Raw genomic sequence first — 20177 nt, 5'->3', positions numbered from 1 at the left:
CCCCACGCCCGCGAAGCCGAAGACCGTCCCAACCCCCACGCCCGCGAAGCCGAAGACCGTCCCAACCCCCACGCCCGCGAAGCCGAAGGCCGTCCCCGCCCCGGCCCCCGTCCCCGCCCCGGCCAAGCCCGAGCGGCTCAGCGTCTCCGCGCTGCGGGCCAGGGCGCTGGAACACGAGCGGAACGGCCGCCCCGAGGAGGCACTGGGGAGCCACCTACAGGCCGAGTCGCTGGGCGACGCCGCCTCCCGGCGGGACATCGCCCGGCTCTGCCTGCGGCTCAGCGAACGCAGCACCGATCCCGACGAGCGCAAGCGGTACCGCAGGCGCGCCGTGAAGCGCTACCGCGAGCTCGCCGAGGCGGGGGAGGTGCAGGCCCTGCAGATCATGGCGGAGCTGGACGGCACCAACGCCCACACCTGGCAGCTGCGGGCGGCCGAGGCGGGCAGCACCAAGGCGATGCGGGCGGTGGCCCGCGGGCACCTGGCGACGGGCGGCGAGCCGGACGCCCGCAAGGCCCTGGAGTGGCTGCTGCGGGCCGGGCAGCAGGGCAGCACGGCGGCCGTGCTGGACGGCGCGCGGGTGCACGAGCAGCGCGGCGACTACCGCGAGGCGTTGGACTGGTACGCATGGGCCCAGCACAGCGGCGACGCCGGCGCGGCCCGGGAGGTGGCGCGCCTGCAGGCGGAACACCCGGGGGCGGCGCTGTGGCGTCGGGTCTCCGAACGCCTGCGCCGCCCCTGGGGCTGAGCCCCCGTCAGCCCCGTGCGGGCCCCGGGATGCCGGTCGGCGCGGCCACGGTCGGCGCGGGGTCGCCCGGTGCGGGGCCCGCGTCGGTGAGCCGGGTGGCCCGCCGCAGCTGCCGGCGCAGGTCGGCCAGCGCGCTGCGGGTCTCGCCGGGGAAGGAGCGGGCGGCGGTGGTGGCCAGGGTGTCGGGCAGGTCGCGCAGGGCGGCCCGCAGCACACCGGCCAGCCGCTCCAGGTCCCCGAGCGCCAGCCGGCTCTCCTCCTGGTCGGCGGTGGGCGGTTCGGGCGCCGGCGCGGGTTCGCCCTGCTCCCACTCCCGGGCGGTCGCGGGGACGTAGCCGAGCGCGGCCCGGGCGGCGGTCAGCGCCTTGGCGGTCGGCCGCTCGCCGTCGGCCAGCGTCTTGCCGACCACCTCGCGCACCTGCTCGGGACCGTGCTCGCGCAGCACGGGGACCAGCACCCGGGCCTGCGACTCGCGCAGCACGAGGTTGCCAAAAGCGGGATCTGGCAACAACGCGGCCTGTACCGGGATCATCTCCAGCAGGCGGTGGGCGTAGGACCGCGAGAGGTTCCAGCGCTGCGTCAGGTACTCGTCCCAGGTGCGGTGGGTGGCCCGGTAGAGCCGGCGGTCGTGGATCTCCCACAGGGCGGGACCGGCGTCCGCGGCGAACCGGGTGTGCGCGGCCTCCTTGTCCGCGTCGAACTGCGCCTGCGCCTGCCGGACCACCTCGATGCCCTCCTGCTGGGCGGCGGCCACCCTGGCCTCGAGCTCGGCCAGGCTGCGCCCGGTCACCCCTGACGCCGATGCCGGTGTCGATGCCGCGGCCGTGCCCTCGGCGCACCCGGTGCCCGGGTCCGCCGCGGCGGCGACCGCGACCGGAGCCGGGGCACCGTCGGTTCGGCGCCGGCCCGGCCGGTGGCCGATCAGCAGGGTCTCGGGGCCGGCCAGCCGGGCGGTGCTGTCCGGGCGCTGGAGGCGGGGGCGCTCGCTCATGCGACGGTCTCCTTGAGGCGGGTGATCCGGGCGGCCAGCTGGGCGAAGTCGTCGGCCATCTCCCGGGCGGGCAGGGTGCGCAGGGAGCGCAGCGGGGCGACGGAGTCCGCGGCGGCCTTGATCACGGCCCGCTCGCGGATGTGCGGAGCCCACACCAGCCGCGGGAAGCAGGTGGCGAGGCCCTCCAGCTGGAAGTCGTGGACGCCCAGGCCGGCCCGGACCCGGGACGGGACGACGCCGGCCACGTGCAGCCGCGGGTTGTTGAGGTCCTCGGCGTGGTCGCGGACGAAGGCCAGGACCCGCACGGCGCCCTCGATCCCGTCGAACTCCGGCTCGACCACGATGAGCACCGCGTCGGCCGCGACCATGGCCAGCTGGGTGAGGTGCCCCAGCGAGGGCGGGCAGTCGAGCAGGGTGGTCCGGCCGTCGTCGCAGCCGGCCATCGCCCGCTTGAGCCGCTTCACGGCGCCCACGGTGCCGGCCTCGGAGATCCGGTTCTCCAGCTCGAAGCGGGCCGGCAGCACGCGGATCCGCTCGCTGTACACCCCGCCCCAGCCGCACTCGACGTAGGCGTCCCGGGCCGCGCCGAGCGCGTCGCACTTGATCGCCTCGCTGATCGTCGCCTGGTCGGCGTCGGGCCGCGCGCCCAGCCGCCGCGAGGCGTTGCCCTGCGGATCCACGTCGGCGACGTCGACCCGCTCGCCGGCCTCCGCCAGCGCGGCGGCGAGGTTCACGACCATGGCCGTCTTCCCGGAGCCGCCCTTGTTCTGACACACCGCGATCCGCACTGGTGTCTCCTGTTCGCCGCCTGGGCCGCCGGGAGCCGCCGGCCGTGCTCGCAGCGTAGCCAGCCGATCGCCCACCGCCACCGAGCCCGGCTCGCCCCGGGCCAGGAACACCCGGACGGCGGCGCCCGCCGCCGGCGGGGTCGTCCCCGAGCCGTCCGGCGGGCGCCTGCCCGCCTCCGCGCCCGCCGATCGGCCCAACGACGCGCCCCCGGCCGGGTGAGCAGCACGGCGCGGACGGCCGGTGCGCTGGTAGGACGGGGCGCGAAAGGTCGGGCATCCGAGGGGTGGGGATTCAGTTGAGCGTTCTTGCTGCTGCCGGCCTGCGGCTGGACGCCGGGCCGGTGGACTACGCGCTGCTCGCCGTCTACTTCGTGCTGGTGCTCGGCATCGGCACGCTCGCCCGCCGCTCGGTCTCCTCCAGCCTGGACTTCTTCCTCTCCGGGCGCTCGCTGCCCGCCTGGGTGACCGGCCTGGCGTTCATCTCGGCCAACCTGGGGGCGGTCGAGATCTTCGGCATGACCGCCAACGGCGCGCAGTTCGGCATCCCGACCGTGCACTACTACTGGATCGGCGCGATCCCGGCCATGGTCTTCCTGGGCCTGGTGATGATGCCGTTCTACTACGGCTCGAAGGTGCGCAGCGTGCCGGAGTTCCTGGCCCGCCGGTTCGGCCGGTTCGCGCACCTGGTCAACGGGCTCAGCTTCGCGCTCGCCCAGGTGCTGATCGCCGGCGTCAACCTGTACGCGCTGGCCACCGTGGTCAACCTGCTGCTCGGCTGGCCGCTGTGGGTCTCCATCATGGTCGCCGCGCTGATCGTGCTGGCCTACACCATGCTCGGCGGGCTGTCGGCGGCGGTCTACAACGAGGTGATGCAGTTCTTCGTGATCGTGGCCATGCTGGTCCCGCTCACCCTGGTGGGCCTGCACCGGGTCGGCGGCTGGGACGGCCTGAGCACGCGGGTGCGGGCGCTGAACACCGACGCGAACCTGCAGCTGCACGCCTGGCCGGCCACCAACCTCACCGGCATCGCGAACGCCACGCTCTCCGTGCTCGGCATCGTCTTCGGCCTGGGCTTCGTGCTCTCCTTCGGCTACTGGACGACGAACTTCGCCGAGGTGCAGCGCGCGCTGGCGGCCCGGAACATGTCCGCGGCCCGCCGCACCCCGCTGATCGGCGCCTACCCCAAGGCGCTGCTGGCCCTGGTGATCGTGATCCCCGGCATGCTGGCCGCGGTGCTCTCCCCGGAGCTGGCCGCCTACAAGGCCAGCGGCGGGACCCTGGACAACGGGGTGACCTACAACAACGCGATCGAGCTGCTGATCCGCGACCTGCTGCCGAACGGCATGCTGGGCGTGGCGATCACCGGACTGCTGGCCGCGTTCATGGCCGGCATGGCGGCCAACGTCAGCTCGTTCAACACGGTCTTCACCTACGACCTGTGGCAGGCCTACGTGGTCAAGGACCGGCCGGACGCCTACTACCTGCGGGTCGGGCGCACGATCACCGTGCTCGGCTGCGCGCTGGCGATCGGCACCGCGTTCATCGCCAGTGGCTACAACAACATCATGGACTACCTCCAGACCCTCTTCTCCTTCTTCAACGCCCCGCTCTTCGCCACCTTCATCCTGGGCATGTTCTGGAAGCGGACCACCCCGCTGGCCGGCGGCATCGGCCTGATCGTGGGCACCGCCTCGGCCGTGACGATCGACCAGCTCAACCGGCACCACGTCCTGCACCTGTCCGGCCAGGGCCCGAGCTTCGTGGCGGCGAGTGCGGCCTTCGTCATGGACGTCACGGTCAGCGTCGCGGTCTCGCTGGTCACCGAGCCCAAGCCGGACGCCGAGCTGGTGGGCCTGGTCTGGTCGCTGACCCCGCGCGACACGATCAAGGACTCCGACACCCGCGAGGACGCCGGCTGGTTCCGCAACCCCGCGCTGCTCGGCACCGGCGCGCTGCTGCTCGCCGTCGCCCTCAACATCGTCTTCTGGTGACCAGGTGAACAGGAGCCCGTTGTGACCGACCCGGACCCCGATCCCGCGAGCGACGGCGCCCCCGCCCAGGCCGGCGCCTTCGACCTGCGCCGGGTGCTCGCGCTGCTGTTCGGCATCTACGGCACGGTGCTGACCGTCATGGGCGCCACCGTCACCTCCCAGGCCGACCTGAACCGGGCCGGCGGCGTGAACGTCAACCTCTGGGCCGGCATCCCGATGCTGCTGGGCGCCACCGCCTTCGGCGCCTGGGCCCAGCTGCGCCCGATCCGGCTGCCCGCCGGCCCGCCCGCCCCCGGCGCCCCGCCGACACCCGGGCCGCACTGAGGGGCAACCGGATCGGGGGCCGGCCGGCGGGTGTTCAACTGCGGAGGCGCCCCGCTTGGACACCCGCCGGCCGGCCCGGCCGCTACCGCTGGTGGGGCAGCCAGCCCTGCTGGACCGCCCGCACCCCGGCCTCGAAGCGGCTGCGGGCGCCGAGCCGCTCCATCAGGTCGGTGGCCAGCCGCCGGGCGGTGCGCGGGGAGACGCCGAGCCGCTTGGCGATCGCGTCGTCGGTGTGCCCGTCGGCGAGCAGCTGGATGGTGGTCGTCTCCTGCGGGTTCAGGCCGCTACCGTTGTGCCGGGTGCTCTCGCCGAACGGCTGCGCGGTGGACCAGACGTTCTCGAAGAGCGCGCACAGGGCGGTCAGCGTGCCGTGCCCGGTCAGCACGACGGCCGCGGCGGCGGTGTCCTCGTCGCTGACCGGGATGACCGCGATGGCGCGGTCGACGATGATCATGCGGGTGGGCAGCGAGGGCGCCGTGCGCACCCGGCCCCCCCGTTCGGCCAGCCAGGTGACGTAGTCGACGGTGGGCTGGTTGTTGCGCAGGCTCTCCAGGTAGATGGTGCGCATGGTGATGCCCCGCTCCAGCAGGGACTGGTTGAGCGGGCGGGCGGCGTCGATGCTCTCCGCCGTGTGGGCGCCGTCCGGGGCGAAGGTCATCACCTCGGAGCGCATCTCGTGGGTGAGCGTGGCGAGACGGTCGCGGATCTGGTCGATTCCGACCAGCTGCTCGACACCCGGGTGGGCGGTGTTCGGCCGCAGGTCCGCGTACTCCGCGATGAGTTGGGCCGCCGCGGCGCGCGAGGCCTCGATCCGCTGCTGCTGGGCGGCCAGTTCGGCCTGCTGGCGCGACATCAGGATCTCCATCCCGATGTCGGGGGACACGGCGCGCAGTTCGCCCCGGCGCTCGTGCGAGGGGCGGAGCAGGGCCAACTCGCTCAACGTGTCGAGCGCCTGGCGCACAGCGACCTCTGAGAGCCCCAGATGCTGGACCAGCTGTGCCACCCCGTACTGTGGTCTGGCGAGCATGGCCCGGTAGACGGTTTCGGACGTTCGGTCAAGGCCAAGCATGGCGAGCATTGTTGTCCCCCGTGGACGACAGTGTGGACCATCATTTCGAACGCGATCATTTCACGCGTATCGTGCGTTGCTCCAGGACTGCTCCTGGACGTTTCGGGTCGTGGCCTGAACCGTCCAGGAAGACCCTCTTTGCACCTCAAGGGGGTGTTTGGGAGTGTTGGCGCCATGTATCTCGTTCATCTCCGCCTGATGGTGCCGCCCGACGCCACCGTCCCGCTGGAGCGCGTCAGGCAGCTGATCCGCGTCTCGGCGCTGCCGTACGAGCGCGTCGAGCACGTCGCGGCGCACCAGCACGCTCCCGGCCGGCTGGTGGTCGGGGTCTACCTGCTGGCCGACCGGCTGGAGGAGGCCGAGGTCCGGGCGGCGGGGCTGTGCGTGCGGGTGCTGGCCGCCGCGCCCGAACTCGACTGCTGGCGCCTGGAGAGCGCGAGCGTCCCGCTCGTGGTGCCTTTCTACCAAAGGTTGTTGTCCTCGTCCGACGACGGTGGACGGATTGGGCCAGGGCCGTTTCCGTCCAGCTGACGGCCCTTCCAACTGCCCTGGGATGTGACGAAGCTGGTACTCGCCGGCAGGGAGCACCGCCCGGAAGCCGGCGCCGGAGAAGCGTCACCGCGGAACGCGCGATCCGGAAGTCAGCCAGCCGACCCAGATCGTTCGAAGGGCTCCGTCATGTCTCGCAACATCCTCGTCCAGACCGCCGCGGTCATCACGCTCGCTTTCGCCGTGGCCGTGCCCGCTCTCGAGGTGCACAGCGCTCTGGCGGTCCACCACACCGTTCCCTCCGCTCTGGCCAACGACATGATCTGGCAGAACACACCGCTGGAACGGACCCCCGGCACCGTGCTGCAGGCCGACATGATCTGGCAGGGCAGCCCGATCACCCCCGCCCCGACCCCCGTCCCCAGCGCTTCCGGCTCCCAGGGCGACGACATGATCTGGCAGTAGCCGGTCCCGCCACCGGGCCGGTGCCCACGGTCCCAGCACCGCCGGCCTCCGCGGGTTCCCGGCCACCCGGCGGCCCCGCAGGCGGATCCGACCGCCACGCCGCGGCCACCCGGCCGCTCACGCCCGTCCGCGCTCCCGTCCGCGCTCGCTGTCCGCTGCCCACGGCCCGTCGGGCCGAGCGCGTGACCCAGTGACGAGCCACCGGGGCGACACCCTGCGGGCCCCATGCCGCAGGCCCGGGCAACGCACGACTCGACTTTCCGCGGGCCCCACGAGTACCGGATCGCGGGCCGCTATCCAACGGGGTGAGACCATGAATCAGGCAGTCGCCGGTCCAGTCGAACGCGCGAACAACGGAACGGGCACCGAGCTGCGCGCAGCAGTCGGACCAGTCGGCGTGGTCGGCGCGGACGAGCTCGAGAGGCAGAGGTTCGCCACCGTCCCGATCGCCCTGCTGCTCCCGGGAGAGTCGCCGCGTTCCGAAGGGCCGGACGCCGAGCACGTGGCCCGACTGGCGGAGCTCGACGCGCCGCTGCCGCCCATCCTCGTCGAGCGGCGCACCATGCGGGTGATCGACGGGATCCACCGTCTGATGGCCGCGTTCTGGAAGGGCCACGAGGCCATCGAGGTCGAGTTCTTCGACGGCACGGCTGAAGAGGCCTTCCTGCGTGCCGTCGAGGCGAACATCACCCACGGCCTCCCGCTCTCGCGGGCCGACCGCCGGGCCGCCGCGACCCGGATCATCGTCTCGCACCCGCAGATGTCGGACCGCGCCATCGCCCGGGCCGCGGGACTGGGGGCCAAGGCGGTGGCCGCCATCAGACGCGGCTCGGTGGACACGGTGCCGCAGTTGCACGTCCGGGTCGGCCGGGACGGCAAGGTTCGTCCGCTGAGCAGCGTGGAGGGCCGGAAGCGGGCGGCCGAACTGATCGCCGAGGACCCGCAGGCCTCGCTGCGCGAGGTGGCGCGGCTCGCCGGGATCTCACCGGCCACGGTCAGCGATGTCCGCCGGCGCCTGGAGGCCGGGCAGGCCCCGGTGGCGGACCGCTCGGTGCAGTCGGCCGCCTCCGACGCCGCCACGGTCTCCGTCCCCCGACAGCGCACCGGGCGTCGGATGCGCCCGGTGCCGCCGGATCCCGCCACCGTGCTCGAGAAGCTGCTGCGCGATCCGGCCCTGCGCCACAAGGAGGAGGGCCGGCACCTGCTGCGGCTGCTGCAGCAGAACGCGGTCGGGATGCAGGACTGGTCCGGCCTGACCTCCGTGGTGCCCACGCACTGCGGGGACCTGGTGGTCGACCTCGCGCGCCGCTGCGCCGAGGTGTGGGAGGAGTTCGCGCAGGAGCTGGACGACCGGGTGCGCTCGGTGGGTCGGGTGTGATCGGTCGTCCAACCGAGCCGGTGCTTCACTTGGACGGGTCGCCACCCCGCGGGACGAGTGCTCCGGCTCCTGCTCTCCGCCGACCCGTTCTCTCCCGACGAGCCGTCAGCGGCGGCCCAGGCGCACGGTGAAGGCCTGGGCCGTGTGGTCCGTGTCACCCGGCAGCACCGTGCTGCCGTCCGCGCCGAAGAGCAGCACGCTCCCCGCCGCGTCCACGGACGCGCCCACCCCCTGGGCCCCGCCGTCCGGCAGCAGGGGCAGTTCCAGCAGGCGCTCGCTGCGCCCCGAGCGCAGGTCGCGCCGGTAGAAGGCGAGGGAGTCGCTCGCGCCGCCGGGCAGCAGGTTGTCGGCGGTCGAGCCGAAGTACGCGAAGCGGTGGTCCGGGCTCAGCGCCAGCAGGGACGAGGAACGGTTGCCCGCGGTGCCGTCGGCGGCGGCGCTGACCAGCGTGGTCGTGCCGCGGTCCAGGTCGCGGACCATGACCTGACTGGGGGCCAGGTAGTCGTTGTCGAGCGAGGTGAACACGGCGCTGCGGCCGTCCGCGCTGATCCGCCCGGCGGTGACGTCCGCGGTGGTGGTGCCGTCCGGCTCCACGCTCGCCACGGCGGTGCGACCGGTGCGCAGGTCGTGCGTGAAGAGCGGGTAGTAGCGGGCCTTGTGCGGGGCCAGGTCCGAGGCGGCGGCGTCCGTGGAGGCGGCGGGGGAGGAAGCCGTGGTGGGGACGTCGGTGGCCAGGTCCCGGTCGCGGGAGACGAAGACCACCCGGGAGCCGTCCGCGCTGATCGAGGGCCAGAACGAACCCGCGGCGCCCTGGGTGCCGTCGCTGTGCACCGAGACCCGCACGGTGCTGCCGGTGCGGCGGTCGCGGACGAAGGCGTCGGAGGCCTGGTTGGTGTCGCCGGGCACCAGGTCGGAGCGGTTGGAGTTGAACGCCACGTAGCGGCCGTCCGCGCTGATGCTCGGCTGCGCGCTGCCGCCCACCTGCGGTGCGCCGCCGGTCCCGACGCTGATCAGCTCGGTGTGGCGGGTGCGCAGGTCACGCAGGTAGATGTTGTCGACGCCCTGGGTGGTGCCCGGCACCAGGTTGCCCGCGGAGGAGGTGAAGACCACGTACCGGCCGTTCGCGCTGATCGCGCCGGGGGAGCTGAAGCCGTCGGGCTGGGCGCCCGCGTCGCTCAGGTCCGCGCGCTCGACGTGCCCGGTGCGCAGGTCGCAGACCAGGACGCCGCCGTTGCCGTTGTTGCCCCCCGGCACCAGGTTGCCGGCCGACGAGTCGACCAGCGCGAAGCGGCCGTCGGCGCTGATCGCGGCCGGGTACACGGCCTGGTCGGGCTGCGCGCCCCCGGGCGCCAGGCAGACCTGGCGCGCGGTCGCCGGGGTGGCGGTGGCGGGCGCCGCCACCGCCGGTGCGACGCCGGCGGCCGCGAGTGCGGCGGTGACGGCGCAGACCCCCGCGACCGTCTGGACGGTGGATCGACCGAGTCCGAACATGGTTCCCCTCCCGAAGTGGCCGCCCCCGCGGCCGCCGGCCCCACTGACGCCCCGAGCCAACCCGCCCGGCCGCCTCCCGTCAACGGGGCCGCCGACAACAGCCGCTCCGGATAAGGAAGCTGACGTACCCCGGACGGTCAGGGCTTGCGGGCCACTCCCACCGCCGCCAGCCGCAGCACCGGGTTGGCGTCCAGCGCCGGGGTGTCCGCCTCGGGGCGCCACTCGGAGACGGTGACCACGCCGGGCTCGACCGGGTCCAGCCCGTCGAGGAAGGCGGCGACCGCGGGCAGCGTGCGGAACTGCGCGCGCCCCACGCCCTTGCGCAGCACCGCCTCCGCCGCGGCGGCGTCGGGGTCGCCGGCGGCCAGCAGGTGGTGGATGAACAGGTAGCTGCCACTGGGCAACGCCTCGACCAACTCGCGCACCAGCCGCGCCGGTTCCTCCTCGTCCAGCACGTAGTGCAGGATCCCGCAGAGCAGCAGGCCCACCGGCTGCTCGAGGTCGATGTGCGCGCGCAGCACGGGATCGGCGAGCAGCCCCGCCGGGTCCAGCAGGTCGCCGGCGATGACGACGGTCTCCTTGGTGTCGGCGAGCAGCGCCCGGGCGTGCGTGAGCACCACCGGGTCGTTGTCCACGTAGACCACCCGGGTGGCGGCGTCGACGCCCTGGGCCACCTGGTGCACGTTGTCGGCGGTGGGCAGGCCCGAGCCGATGTCGATCAGCTGCCGCAGCCCGGCCTCCTCGACCAGGTACCGCACCACCCGCCGCAGCACGGCCCGCTGCTGCTGCACGCCCAGGTGCACCTCGGGCAGCGTCTGCTCGATCTGCTGGCCGACCACGCGGTCGGCCGGGAAGTTGTCCTTGCCGCCCAACAGGTAGTCGTAGACCCGGGCGATGTTCGGCGGCGGCGAGTCGTAGACCCCGGCGTGCGCCTGCGCGGTCGTCTCCTGCTTCGGCACTGCGGGTCTCCCTCTGCGCGACTGCTGTGCGACGGCGGCTGCCTCGACGGGGCCTGGCGCCGCTCGTCCTGTGCCGCCGCTCGTCCCTGGGCCGAATGATGGCCGATCATGCTCCGACTTTCAACGCCCAGTTGACGCCCCCCGACCTGACCTGCGGTTCCACCGGTCGGGCTAACCTACGGGGGTGACCACCGACCTGACCCTGCTGCCGCGTGTCGCCCACCGTGGACAGGAGGTCACCGCGCCCCGGCTCCGCGCCCTGCTCGCCCTGCTCGCGGGCGACCTGCGCACGGGCTGCGGCACCGAGCGGCTGGTGGCGGGGCTGTGGCCGCAGGAGTTGCCGCAGCGGCCCGGCAAGGCGCTGCAGGTCCTGGTGTCCAGGGCCCGGGCGCAGTTGGGCGCCGACCTGATCGTCAGCACGCCGAGCGGGTACCGGCTCGACCTCGCCGAGGACCAGGTCGACAGCTCCGCCCTGCTGCTGCACGCCGCCGCGAGCGCGGAGCGGGCCAGGGCCGGGGACCACACGGGATCGCTGGCGGCGGCCGAGGCCGGGCTGGCCCTGTGGACCGGCACCCCCGACGAGAGCGGCGGGGACGACGACCCGGTGGCCGCGCTGCGCGCCGAGCGCGCCCCCGTCCGCGACGCGCTGCTGCGCGCACGCGCGCTGGCGCTGGCCCGACTGGGCAGGCGCGCGGAGGTGGCCGGGCAGCTGGCCGCCCTCGCCGCCAGGCATCCGCGCGACGAGGAGGTGCTCGCCGAACTGCTGCGCGGCGAGGCGGCGACGGCCGGCCCGTCCGCCGCGCTCACCCGCTACGAGGAGTACCGCCGCGAGCTGCGCGAGGAGCTGGGCACGGGCCCGGGGACCGGGCTCAAGACCGTCCAGCAGGAACTGCTGCGCGGCGAGCCGCCGGTGGTGCGACACGGCGTGCCGCACGAGCCGAACCCGTTGCTCGGACGGGACGAGGACGTCGCGGCGGTGGAGGCGCTGCTGGGCGCCTCGCGCGCCGTCACCGTGGTGGGCCCCGGCGGCCTGGGCAAGACCCGGCTCGCGCACGCGGTGAGCCGCCGGGCCGAGCAGCGCGTGGTGTACTTCGTGCCGCTCGCCGCCGTCACCGCCGACCGGGACGTGGCCGCGCAGGTGGCCTCCGCGCTCGGCGCGGGCGCGGTGAGCGGCCCCGCCGCGGCCGACCCGGTCTCCGGCATCCTCGGCGTGCTCGGTTCCGGCTCCGCGCTGCTGGTGCTGGACAACTGCGAGCAGGTGGTGCGGGGCGCCGCCGACCTGGTCCGGGCCCTGATCTCCTCCTCCCGGGACCTGCGGGTGCTCGCCACCAGCCGAGCCCCGCTGGGCCTGACCTCCGAGGCGGTGTACGCGCTGCCGGAGCTCGAACTGGCCACCTCCGTCGAGCTGTTCACCCAGCGGGCCCGGGCCGCCCGCAGCGGAGTGCAACTGCCGTCGGACGCGGTGGCCGAACTGTGCCGCCACCTCGACGGGCTGCCGCTGGCCGTGGAGCTGGCCGCGGCCCGGGTGCGGGTGCTGTCGGTCCCGGAGATCGCCCGTCGCCTCGGCGACCGGTTCGCGCTGCTGCGCGGCGGGGCGCGCGACGCACCGGAACGGCACCGCACGCTGCACGCGGTCGTGGAGTGGAGCTGGAACCTGCTCGCCGAGGACGCCCGGGCGGCGCTGCGCACGCTCTCCGTCTTCCCCGGCGGCTTCCTGGGCGAGGCGGCGGAGCGGGTGCTCGGTGAGGACGGGCTGTTCCTGCTGGAGCAGTTGGCCGATCAGTCGCTGGTCACCGTCGCCGACACCCCGGCCGGTGTGCGGTTCCGGATGCTGGAGACGGTACGGGAGTTCAGCGCGGCCCGGTGCGCGGAGGCGGGCGAGGAGGAGCGGGCCGTCGACCGGTTCCTCGGCTGGGCGCGGGACTTCGGGGTCGCGTACCACGACGCGCTCTTCGGCTCGCAGGCGCTGGCCTCCTGGGAGCGGATCAAGGTCGAGCAGGACAACCTCGTGCTGGCCCTGCGACACGCCCTGACCCGTGCGGACGGGCCGTCCATCGCCGCCCTCACCGCCGTGCTGGCCGCCCTGTGGTCCACCGACTCCAACTTTCCCCGCCTCACCGCCCTGGCCGCGGACACCGGCCCGCCGCTGTCGCACTACCACCCCGAGCCCGAGTACCTCGAAGTCGCCCGCGCCGCAGCGGTGTTGTGCACGGTGGTGCTGTTCATGGGGCACGGCCCCAGTGCCGTGCGCCAGCTCGTCACCCTGCGGCGGCTGCCCCCGGCCCCGCCGGACACACTGCTGCGCGCCATCGCCGTGGTGCTCAGCGCGGTGCCCGCGATGGTGCCTCCCGACTACGACGTGCTGCGGGGGTTCTGCGACAGCGGACAGCCGCTGGTCGCCGGCATCGCCGAGTGCATCGCCTCCTACCTCTGGGAGTACGAGCACGACATCGACCGCGCGATCGTCGCGGCGCGCAGGACGGCCGCCGAACTCGCGCCGATCGACAATCCCTCCGTGCGGCTCATGGTGCACTCCCGGCTCAGCGAGCTGTGCCTGCGCACGGGTCAGGGCGAGGAGGCGCACGAGCACCTCAGGGCGGCGCTCGCGGTGCTGCCGCAACTCGGCGACGGTCAGGACTACATCGGCATCCGCTCGCTCCTCGTCCTCGCCTGCCTGCAGCGCGGCGACCCCGACGAGGCCGAGCACTGGCTGCGCCAGACGGAGGGCGACGACACCCCGCGGCAGAACGACTTCTACCGGCCCGACCTCGCCGGGCGCGCCGAGATCGCGCTGGCCCGCGGGCTGACGGAGGTCGGGCTCGGCCTGTGGCGCAGTGCCGTGGAGCGGATGCTGGCGGCCGGCTCGGTGCAGGGCAGCGCCCCCTGGCTCGACCCGTGGGCGCTGCAGATCCAGTCGGCGGCCGTGACGGCGCACGCGCACGCTGGCCGCCTCGAACTGGTCGCGGGGCCGGTCGAGCGGCTGCGGGAGCGGCTGCGGACGCTGCTCGGCGACCCGTCCGGCTCGCCCATGGTGCTCCCGGTCCTCGGGACGGTGCTGCACGCGCTGGGCATGGTGGGCCTGGCGAGGGGCGATGCCGGTGCCGTGCGGATGATCGCGCTGGCCGAACGGCTGCGGGTGCTGCGGGACTTCCAGCCGACGATGTCGGCGGACCGCGCCCGGCAGGCGGCGCAGGACGCCGACCGGGCGGCGTATGCCGACGCGGTGTCGGAGTACGCCGCCCTGGAGCGGGACGAGTTGCGGCAGGCAACCCGCGCGCTTACTTCGGGTCGCGGTTGAAGGACGCCGTCGACCAGCGGTAGCCGAGCGCGGACAGGCCGACGCACCAGGCGATCGCGATCCAGCCGTTGTCGCCGATCTCGGTGCCGAGCAGCAGGCCGCGCAGGGTCTCGATGGCCGGGGTGAACGGCTGGTACTGCGCGATCGGCTGGAACCAGCCGGGCATCGAGTGCAGGGGGACGAAGGCGCTGGAGATCAGCGGGAGCAGGATCAGTGGCATGGCGCTGTTGCTGGCCGCCTCGGCGCTCGGGCTGGCCATGCCCATCCCGACCGCGATCCAGGTCAGCGCCAGGGCGAAGAGCGCGAGCAGCCCGAACGCCGCCAGCCAGTGCAGGGCCGTGGCGCCCGTGGACCGGAAGCCGATGGCCACGGCGACGGCGCCCACCAGGACCACGCTGGCGATCGACTGCAGCACGCTGCCGACGACGTGCCCCACGAGCACCGAGGGGCGGTGGATCGCCATGGTGCGGAAGCGGGCGATGATGCCCTCGTTCATGTCGGTGGCGACGGCCACCGCGGCCCCGATCACGGTGCTGCCGATGGTCATCAGCAGCAGGCCCGGCACGATGTAGGCGATGTACGCGGACCGACCGCCGCCGCCGATGCCCGCGCTCATCGTGTCGCCGAAGACGTAGACGAAGAGCAGCAGCAGCATGACCGGCGTGAGCAGCAGGTTCAGGGTGAGGGAGGGGTAGCGCCGCGCGTGCAGCAGGTTGCGGCGCAGCATCGTCTTCGAGTCGCGCACGGCGAGGGAGAGGGTGCTCATCGGACGGTCTCCTTGGACTGGGTGGGGACGGTGGGGGTGGCGTCGGTGCCGGTGCTGCTGGTGGCGGTGCTGGCGGCCGTGCCGCCGGTCAGGGCGAAGAACACGTCGTCGAGGTCGGGGGTGTGCACGGTCAGCTCGTCCGCCTCGACACCGGCCGAATCCAGCCAGTCGAGGATGGAGCGCAGCTCGCGCTGGCTGCCGTCGCTGGGGATCTGCAGCGCCAGCGCCTCGTCGTCCCGGGTCACCTCGCGCAGCGCGACGGCGGCGGACTGGTACGCGGCGGGGTCGGTGAAGCGCAGCCGCACGTGCCCCCCCGGGACGAGCCGCTTCAGCTCGGCCGCACTGCCCTCGGCGGCGATCCTGCCCTCGCTCAGCACCGCGATGCGGTCGGCGAGTTCGTCGGCCTCCTCCAGGTACTGGGTGGTGAGGAAGACGGTGACGCCGCCGGAGACCAGCTCGCGGATGATCCCCCACATGGTGTGGCGGCTGCGCGGGTCGAGCCCGGTGGTCGGTTCGTCGAGGAAGATGATCCGCGGGCCGCCGACCAGCGTCATGGCGATGTCCAGGCGGCGCTTCATGCCACCGGAGTAGGTGGAGGCGGGCTTCTGGGCGGCCTCGGTGAGGTCGAAGCGCTCCAGCAACTCGGCGGCGGTGCGCCGGCCCTCGGCCCGCGAGAGGTGGTGCAGGTCCGCCATCAGCAGCATGTTCTCCTCCCCGGTGATCAGACCGTCCACGGCGGAGAACTGCCCGGTCACCCCGATCAGGGAGCGCACCGCCTGCGCCTGGGTGGCCAGGTCGTGCCCCCCGACCCGCAGCTCACCCGCGTCGGCCCGCACCAGGGTGGAGAGGATCTTCACGGCCGTGGTCTTGCCGGCCCCGTTCGGCCCCAGCAGCGAGAAGATGGTGCCCGCCGGCACCGCCAGGTCGATCCCGTCCAGGACCGTCTTCTCCCCGTACGCCTTGCGCAGCCCGGCGGCCGAGATGGCGAGTTCGTGCGATGTCGTTGTCGTCATGCCGCAGAGCTTGCGCCAGCCCGCATTCAACCCGCCCTCAGCCGGGTTTCACCCCGGTTTCAGCCCCCCTGGAACCGGGACGGGCGACTCAACTCCTCTTCCTACGCTGTCAGATCCGTTCAACCACAGGCGGGTCATGGGAAGGCCCTACACTCTGCCCATGATCGAGATCCTCGACAACCTGGACCTGCTGTGCCAGTCACACCTCGATCTCGCGACGGTCGAGATGGGCGGCATAGCCCTCGGGGCACCAGCCGCCAGGGTGCCACGGCCGACCATCGTCGGGGCCAATTCCTCCATCGTGATCCGATACCACGGCGGGACCGACATCGAGAGCGAGTACTACGACGGCGAGGGGCGGCGGCTGACCCTCGACGAGGTCGTCGACCATGCTTCCCGGTCCGACGGATTCCTGTACTGCGCCGACAAGCTCACCTACAAGGTTCGAGTGGGGAAGGTCGTCGGCTTCGCGATCTGCGGCCCTCACCTGTCCCACTTCGCCCATCTGACCTCCTACGAGGAGTTCCTGGCCGCCTTCGGCAAGCCCGACCGGGCACGCGAAGAGGTGACCTACGGCGAACTCATGGGCTACGACAACTACTACTGGAGCGCGCAGAAATTCGTCCGGTGGGACGCCTGGGACCACCGGGTGAGCCTGATCAACCTGGGCGCCTTCGAGGGCAACACCGGTCCGTGACCAGACTCTCTCAAGGGCGTCAGCTCCCGAAGGACGCGTCAGGAGTTCCCCGAGAACAACAGAACCACCCCGTCTGACCTGCGGGTCAGAGCATCACTCAAAATCGCTTCACCCCCGACCTGAAGGCCGGAGCACTGCGATCAGCTCTGGTAGTCGGCTGCCGTCCGGTGCCGGCTCACGCAGCCGCGTCCTGGTCGGGGAACGGCACCTGTCCCTGCGGGTGGTCGGACGGCCGGTCCGGTGCCCGCCGTCGTGCCCGAACGATTTCCACCGACAGGGACAGGGCGGAACCCAGGACGCCGAGAACGGCATCCACGGTGAGGAGGATCGTGTCCATGGGAGGGATCCATTCTCCGGACCCCTGACGCTCCAAGCGCGGGCCCGGATTCGACGTTCCGCGTCGACGGCCCCCAGGGGTGTTCCCTCGTTCCCCATGATGCCGATGGCGGCCGGATCGCGCTAGACCCCGCCGGCGTTCCCGACCGGTGTCAGCAGCCGGGGCTGATCGGTGCGGACGAGATCAGGGCGAGTGCGGTGGTGCGAAGTTCGGCCTCCCAGGTCTGCCGGTCGAGGTCCAGGGTGTACTCGAGACAGCACGCGCACTGCGGGATCAGCAGCACGAACGACCGCTCCTGCGCGGTCTCGACCTCCGTCTCCCACCAGTCGCCCGTCGCGAGGACGGCGGGGGCGGGCTCCCCGTCGACGAGTCGCGCCGCCAGTCGGCGCAGGGCGTGGCGCCGGGCGAGGAGCGGGGTGGGCAGCTCGATCCCGGACTCGTGGAGGGCCTGCTCGAAGGCGTCGCGGATCTCGCGGGTGTCCGCGGTGCGGGGCAGACCGGCGAGCTCGCAGAGCGTCGGGGTGTCCAGCCCGGCCGCGAGTGCCTCGGCGGCGATCATCGGCAGGTCCGCCGGGTCGATCTCGTCCGCCCGGTAGCGGCACGCCACCTCGCCGAGGGTGGTGAGGGCGTTGGAGGGCGTGGTTCCCGCTGGTCGCATGGCCCCTACGATGCCAGCACGGTCCCCGGGGGAAGTCGGCGGAGTCGACCCTCACGCACGGATGTTTCGTGCGGTGGCGGCCCGGGCGACCGCGGGATGTCAGTGGGTGGTCGTAGCCTCGGTTCTCCGTCGCCGACGAGCAGGGAGTCGTCATGACCGCTTGGGCCAGAGGCATCGCCGCCAGCACCGTCTTCGTCGAGGACCTGGCCGCCTCGAAGAAGTTCTACCTGGACGTCTTCGACGCCCCGATCCTCTTCGAGGACGAGCAGTCGGTCGCCTTCGGGTTCGGTGGGACGATCGTCAACCTGCTGCGGACGACGCACGTCCCCGAGCTCATCGAGCCGGCGACCGCCGCCCCGCGCGAGGCCGGCGTGCGCCTGGTCCTCACCGTCGAGGTGGACGACGTCGACGCGAAGTGCGCGGAGCTCGCCGCGGCCGGCGTCGAGCTCGTCAACGGGCCGATGGACCGGCGCTGGGGTCCGCGCACCGCCAGCTTCCGGGACCTCGACGGCTACATGTGGGAGATCGCCCAGGGCCAGTGAGCCCCGACGGCCCCGGCGGTGCGGCCGGCGTCCCAGGAGGCCGACCACCGCACCGGCCACTCAACGACATTCCTCGGGAAAGGACATGATGAAGCTCCTCCTCACCGACTCCGGTATCAAGAACGCGAGCATCCGGGACGCACTGGTCGACCTGCTCGGCAAGCCGATCGCCGAGTCCCGCGCCCTGTGCATCCCCACGGCGGGGTACGGGGCCCCCGAGGCCGATCCGGCCGGGCCGTGGCGGTTCGTCAGCGGGCGGTCCCCCTGCCCCATGACCGAGCTGGAGTGGAAGTCGGTGGGCGTGCTGGAGCTCACCGCTCTGCCCAGCATCGAGAAGGAGCACTGGGTCTCCTGGGTCCGGAAGGCCGACGTCCTGCTGGTCAACGGCGGTGACGCGCTCTACCTGAGCCACTGGATGCGGGAGTCCGGGCTGGCCGAACTGCTGCCGTCCCTGTCCCACCTGGTCTACGTGGGATTCAGCGCCGGGAGCATGGTGATGACCCCCCGCATCGGCGAGGACTTCGTGGGCTGGAAGCCGCCCACCGGCGGCGACAGCACGCTGGGCCTGGTCGACTTCTCGATCTTCCCGCACCTGGATCATCCGTCCTGTCCGGAGAACACCATGGCGGATGCGGAACGGTGGGCGGCCGAGATCGCCGCTCCGGCGTACGCGATCGACGACCAGACCGCCATCAAGGTGGTCGACGGCGTCGTGGAGGTGATCTCCGAGGGGCACTGGAGGGCGTTCCCGTGACCGGCTGACCGGCTGACCGTCGAAGCGCTGAACGTCGGCGGAGTCGACGCTGCGCGCGGGCTCTGAGCCGGGGGGCTCAGAGCCCGCGCTGCGCGGGGGCCGGTCAGAAGACCACGATGTTGCGGTCCAGCGGGAGCTGGGCGTGGTGGTGGCCGGCGTAGGGGGAGGGGGAGACGGGCAGGACGCCGGTGGGCTGCAGGCCGAGGTTGTCGTCCCAGATCCGGGGGACGACCTGGCCGGTCACCTCGAAGGAGCGGAAGGTGTAGGGCGGGCTGTCGGTCGGGAAGAACTCGCGGGTCGTCATCACCTGGAAGTGCAGGTGGGGCGTGGTGGAGTTGCCGCTGTTGCCGATCAGCGCCAGCTGCTGGCCGGGCTCGACGCAGTCGCCCTCGTGGACGGTGAGGCTGCCGGCCTCCAGGTGGGCGTAGAGCAGGTACTCACCGGGGGCCACCTCCAGGGTGAGGTGGTTGCCGACGGTGTCCTCGATCGGCGGGATCGTCGGCGGCACCGGCGGCGGGTTGTCCGGCAGGCCGTCCTGGACCTCCACCACCCTGGCGCGGGCGGCGGCCAGCACCGGCTGACGGAAGCTCAGGTAGCTCTCCAGCCGGCCGGGGTCGCCCTGCCAGGTCTGCTGGTCGGCGCCGACCCGGAACCAGTCGATGGCGAAGCGCTGCGGCACGTCGAGCACGCCGTTGATCGGCGCCAGGCCGCGCCGGTGGTGGGTGTTGTCGCAGCACCCCTCGCTGGCGTACCAGGTACCGGCGGGCACCGGCGCCGCCAGCGTCGGCGGGGGCCGGTGGGCGAGGTCCGTCCTGGTGATGGTCTCCTCGAACGGCCGGTCCCCGGCGGGCAGCAGGAGGGTCCCGTCGAGGTGGTGCTCGATCGCGGTGGGCACCGGGTCCGCGGGATCGAGCGTGAAGTCGATCCAGACGATCCACTGGGACGAACCGGCCAGCACGGTGGCGGTCGCCCTCCCGCCGCGCGCGGCCGGCCCGTCCTCCGTCGCGGGGGAGGGGCCGCCCACCGGGTTGGCGGCGCCGGCGAGCGCGGCGGGGTCGAGCGCGGCCAGGACCCGCCGGCTCTGCGCGTCGCGGATCTCCAGGCGGTCCAGGCGGACCGGCGCGCTGCCGACGGCGTTGGTGGTGATCAGCTCGTACGACAGGTGGATCTTCGAGTCCGCCCCCTCGAAGGGCGCGGGGGTGGTGAGCAGTGATCCGGTCAGCGGGGTGAAGGCGGTGCCGGGGGCCAGCGAGCGCGGTTCGGCGCCGTGGGCGGGCAGCGCGACGGCGGCCAGCAGCAGGCCCCCCAGCGCCGCCGCGCGCAGGCGGTTCCCTCGGCCTGATCGGTTCGGACGGTCGGATCGCTTCAACAGTGCCATGGGGCCCTCGGGTTCGGGGTCACCCGGACGGTCGAACGGCC

The 20177-nt window shown here is 73.3% G+C and carries 20 protein-coding genes; 10 read left to right on the top strand and 10 right to left on the bottom strand.

Translation table 11 applies throughout. From position 1 onward, the window contains the following. Positions 1-748: tetratricopeptide repeat protein (locus ABD323_RS02575; protein ID WP_425555835.1), on the top strand; the 748-nt coding region annotated here is incomplete at its 5' end. Positions 749-755: 7 nt separating this feature from the next. Here ABD323_RS02575 and ABD323_RS02570 read toward each other — a convergent pair. Beyond that, positions 756-1739 (bottom strand): hypothetical protein, encoded by a 984-nt coding sequence (locus ABD323_RS02570; protein ID WP_344438532.1) that lies wholly within the window; start codon positions 1737-1739, stop codon positions 756-758. Continuing rightward, the gene (locus ABD323_RS02565; protein WP_344438530.1) at positions 1736-2527 is read right to left on the bottom strand and encodes a ParA family protein; all 792 of its coding nucleotides are present in this window, start codon (positions 2525-2527) and stop codon (positions 1736-1738) included. The genes ABD323_RS02570 and ABD323_RS02565 overlap by 4 nt, the downstream gene beginning before the upstream one ends. Positions 2528-2823: 296 nt before the next feature. On the opposite strand from ABD323_RS02565, the gene ABD323_RS02560 reads away from it, so the two are divergent. Then, complete coding sequence (locus tag ABD323_RS02560) at positions 2824-4518, top strand: sodium:solute symporter family protein (protein WP_344438527.1); 1695 nt, start codon at positions 2824-2826, stop codon at positions 4516-4518. Between the two features lie 21 nt (positions 4519-4539). Further along, positions 4540-4842 carry a hypothetical protein gene (locus ABD323_RS02555; RefSeq protein WP_344438525.1) on the top strand — a complete coding sequence of 101 codons (303 nt, stop codon included), beginning with the start codon at positions 4540-4542 and terminating at the stop codon, positions 4840-4842. Between the two features lie 82 nt (positions 4843-4924). Here ABD323_RS02555 and ABD323_RS02550 read toward each other — a convergent pair whose 3' ends face one another. Next, the gene (locus tag ABD323_RS02550) at positions 4925-5920 is read right to left on the bottom strand and encodes a helix-turn-helix transcriptional regulator (protein ID WP_344438522.1); all 996 of its coding nucleotides are present in this window, start codon (positions 5918-5920) and stop codon (positions 4925-4927) included. Between the two features lie 165 nt (positions 5921-6085). On the opposite strand from ABD323_RS02550, the gene ABD323_RS02545 reads away from it, so the two are divergent. From ABD323_RS02545 to ABD323_RS02535, 3 genes are all read left to right on the top strand, one after another. After that, entirely contained in the window at positions 6086-6442 is a 357-nt protein-coding gene (locus ABD323_RS02545; RefSeq protein WP_344438520.1) for a hypothetical protein, read from the top strand. Positions 6443-6589: 147 nt separating this feature from the next. After that, positions 6590-6865, top strand: a complete 276-nt coding sequence (locus tag ABD323_RS02540; RefSeq protein WP_344438518.1) for a hypothetical protein — start codon at positions 6590-6592, stop codon at positions 6863-6865. Between the two features lie 313 nt (positions 6866-7178). Continuing rightward, positions 7179-8243, top strand: a complete 1065-nt coding sequence (locus ABD323_RS02535; RefSeq protein ID WP_344438517.1) for a transcriptional regulator — start codon at positions 7179-7181, stop codon at positions 8241-8243. 105 nt (positions 8244-8348) lie between these two features. Here the strand turns inward: ABD323_RS02535 and ABD323_RS02530 are convergent, their stop codons facing one another. Together ABD323_RS02530 and ABD323_RS02525 are read right to left on the bottom strand one after the other, a co-directional pair. Continuing rightward, positions 8349-9734, bottom strand: a complete 1386-nt coding sequence (locus ABD323_RS02530; RefSeq protein WP_344438515.1) for a TolB family protein — start codon at positions 9732-9734, stop codon at positions 8349-8351. 137 nt (positions 9735-9871) lie between these two features. After that, entirely contained in the window at positions 9872-10693 is an 822-nt protein-coding gene (locus tag ABD323_RS02525; RefSeq protein ID WP_344438512.1) for an SAM-dependent methyltransferase, read from the bottom strand. A 184-nt stretch (positions 10694-10877) separates the two neighbouring features. On the opposite strand from ABD323_RS02525, the gene ABD323_RS02520 reads away from it, so the two are divergent. Then, positions 10878-13991 (top strand): ATP-binding protein, encoded by a 3114-nt coding sequence (locus ABD323_RS02520; RefSeq protein ID WP_344438510.1) that lies wholly within the window; start codon positions 10878-10880, stop codon positions 13989-13991. On the opposite strand, the gene ABD323_RS02515 is transcribed toward ABD323_RS02520, so the two are convergent. Further along, the gene (locus ABD323_RS02515) at positions 13972-14757 is read right to left on the bottom strand and encodes an ABC transporter permease (protein ID WP_344438507.1); all 786 of its coding nucleotides are present in this window, start codon (positions 14755-14757) and stop codon (positions 13972-13974) included. The two genes, ABD323_RS02520 and ABD323_RS02515, sit on opposite strands and share 20 nt — an antisense overlap. Further along, positions 14754-15770, bottom strand: a complete 1017-nt coding sequence (locus ABD323_RS02510) for an ATP-binding cassette domain-containing protein (RefSeq protein WP_344438503.1) — start codon at positions 15768-15770, stop codon at positions 14754-14756. Before ABD323_RS02510 ends, ABD323_RS02515 begins: the two co-directional genes overlap by 4 nt. Before the next feature lie 160 nt (positions 15771-15930). Between ABD323_RS02510 and ABD323_RS02505 the strand changes: the two genes are divergently transcribed. Beyond that, positions 15931-16467, top strand: coding sequence for a hypothetical protein (locus tag ABD323_RS02505; protein WP_344438500.1), 537 nt, complete (start codon positions 15931-15933; stop codon positions 16465-16467). Between the two features lie 175 nt (positions 16468-16642). Here ABD323_RS02505 and ABD323_RS02500 read toward each other — a convergent pair whose 3' ends face one another. Beyond that, positions 16643-16804, bottom strand: coding sequence for a hypothetical protein (locus tag ABD323_RS02500; protein ID WP_344438498.1), 162 nt, complete (start codon positions 16802-16804; stop codon positions 16643-16645). A 151-nt stretch (positions 16805-16955) separates the two neighbouring features. Beyond that, on the bottom strand, positions 16956-17462 hold the full coding sequence (locus ABD323_RS02495; RefSeq protein ID WP_344438495.1) for a hypothetical protein: 507 nt from the start codon (positions 17460-17462) through the stop codon (positions 16956-16958). A 152-nt stretch (positions 17463-17614) separates the two neighbouring features. Here ABD323_RS02495 and ABD323_RS02490 point away from each other — a divergent pair, with 152 nt between their 5' ends. Next, positions 17615-18004 carry a VOC family protein gene (locus ABD323_RS02490; protein ID WP_344438493.1) on the top strand — a complete coding sequence of 130 codons (390 nt, stop codon included), beginning with the start codon at positions 17615-17617 and terminating at the stop codon, positions 18002-18004. Positions 18005-18092: 88 nt separating this feature from the next. Then, the gene (locus ABD323_RS02485; protein WP_425555836.1) at positions 18093-18758 is read left to right on the top strand and encodes a Type 1 glutamine amidotransferase-like domain-containing protein; all 666 of its coding nucleotides are present in this window, start codon (positions 18093-18095) and stop codon (positions 18756-18758) included. Between the two features lie 103 nt (positions 18759-18861). Here the strand turns inward: ABD323_RS02485 and ABD323_RS02480 are convergent, their stop codons facing one another. After that, a complete protein-coding gene (locus ABD323_RS02480; protein WP_425555834.1) occupies positions 18862-20136 on the bottom strand; it encodes a M23 family metallopeptidase in 1275 nt (424 codons plus the stop codon). Positions 20137-20177 lie beyond the last annotated feature (41 nt).

The organism is Kitasatospora nipponensis (genome assembly GCF_039528135.1).
In the GTDB taxonomy this organism is placed as follows: domain Bacteria; phylum Actinomycetota; class Actinomycetes; order Streptomycetales; family Streptomycetaceae; genus Kitasatospora; species Kitasatospora nipponensis.
This window is presented reverse-complemented; position numbering and strand designations above follow the sequence as displayed.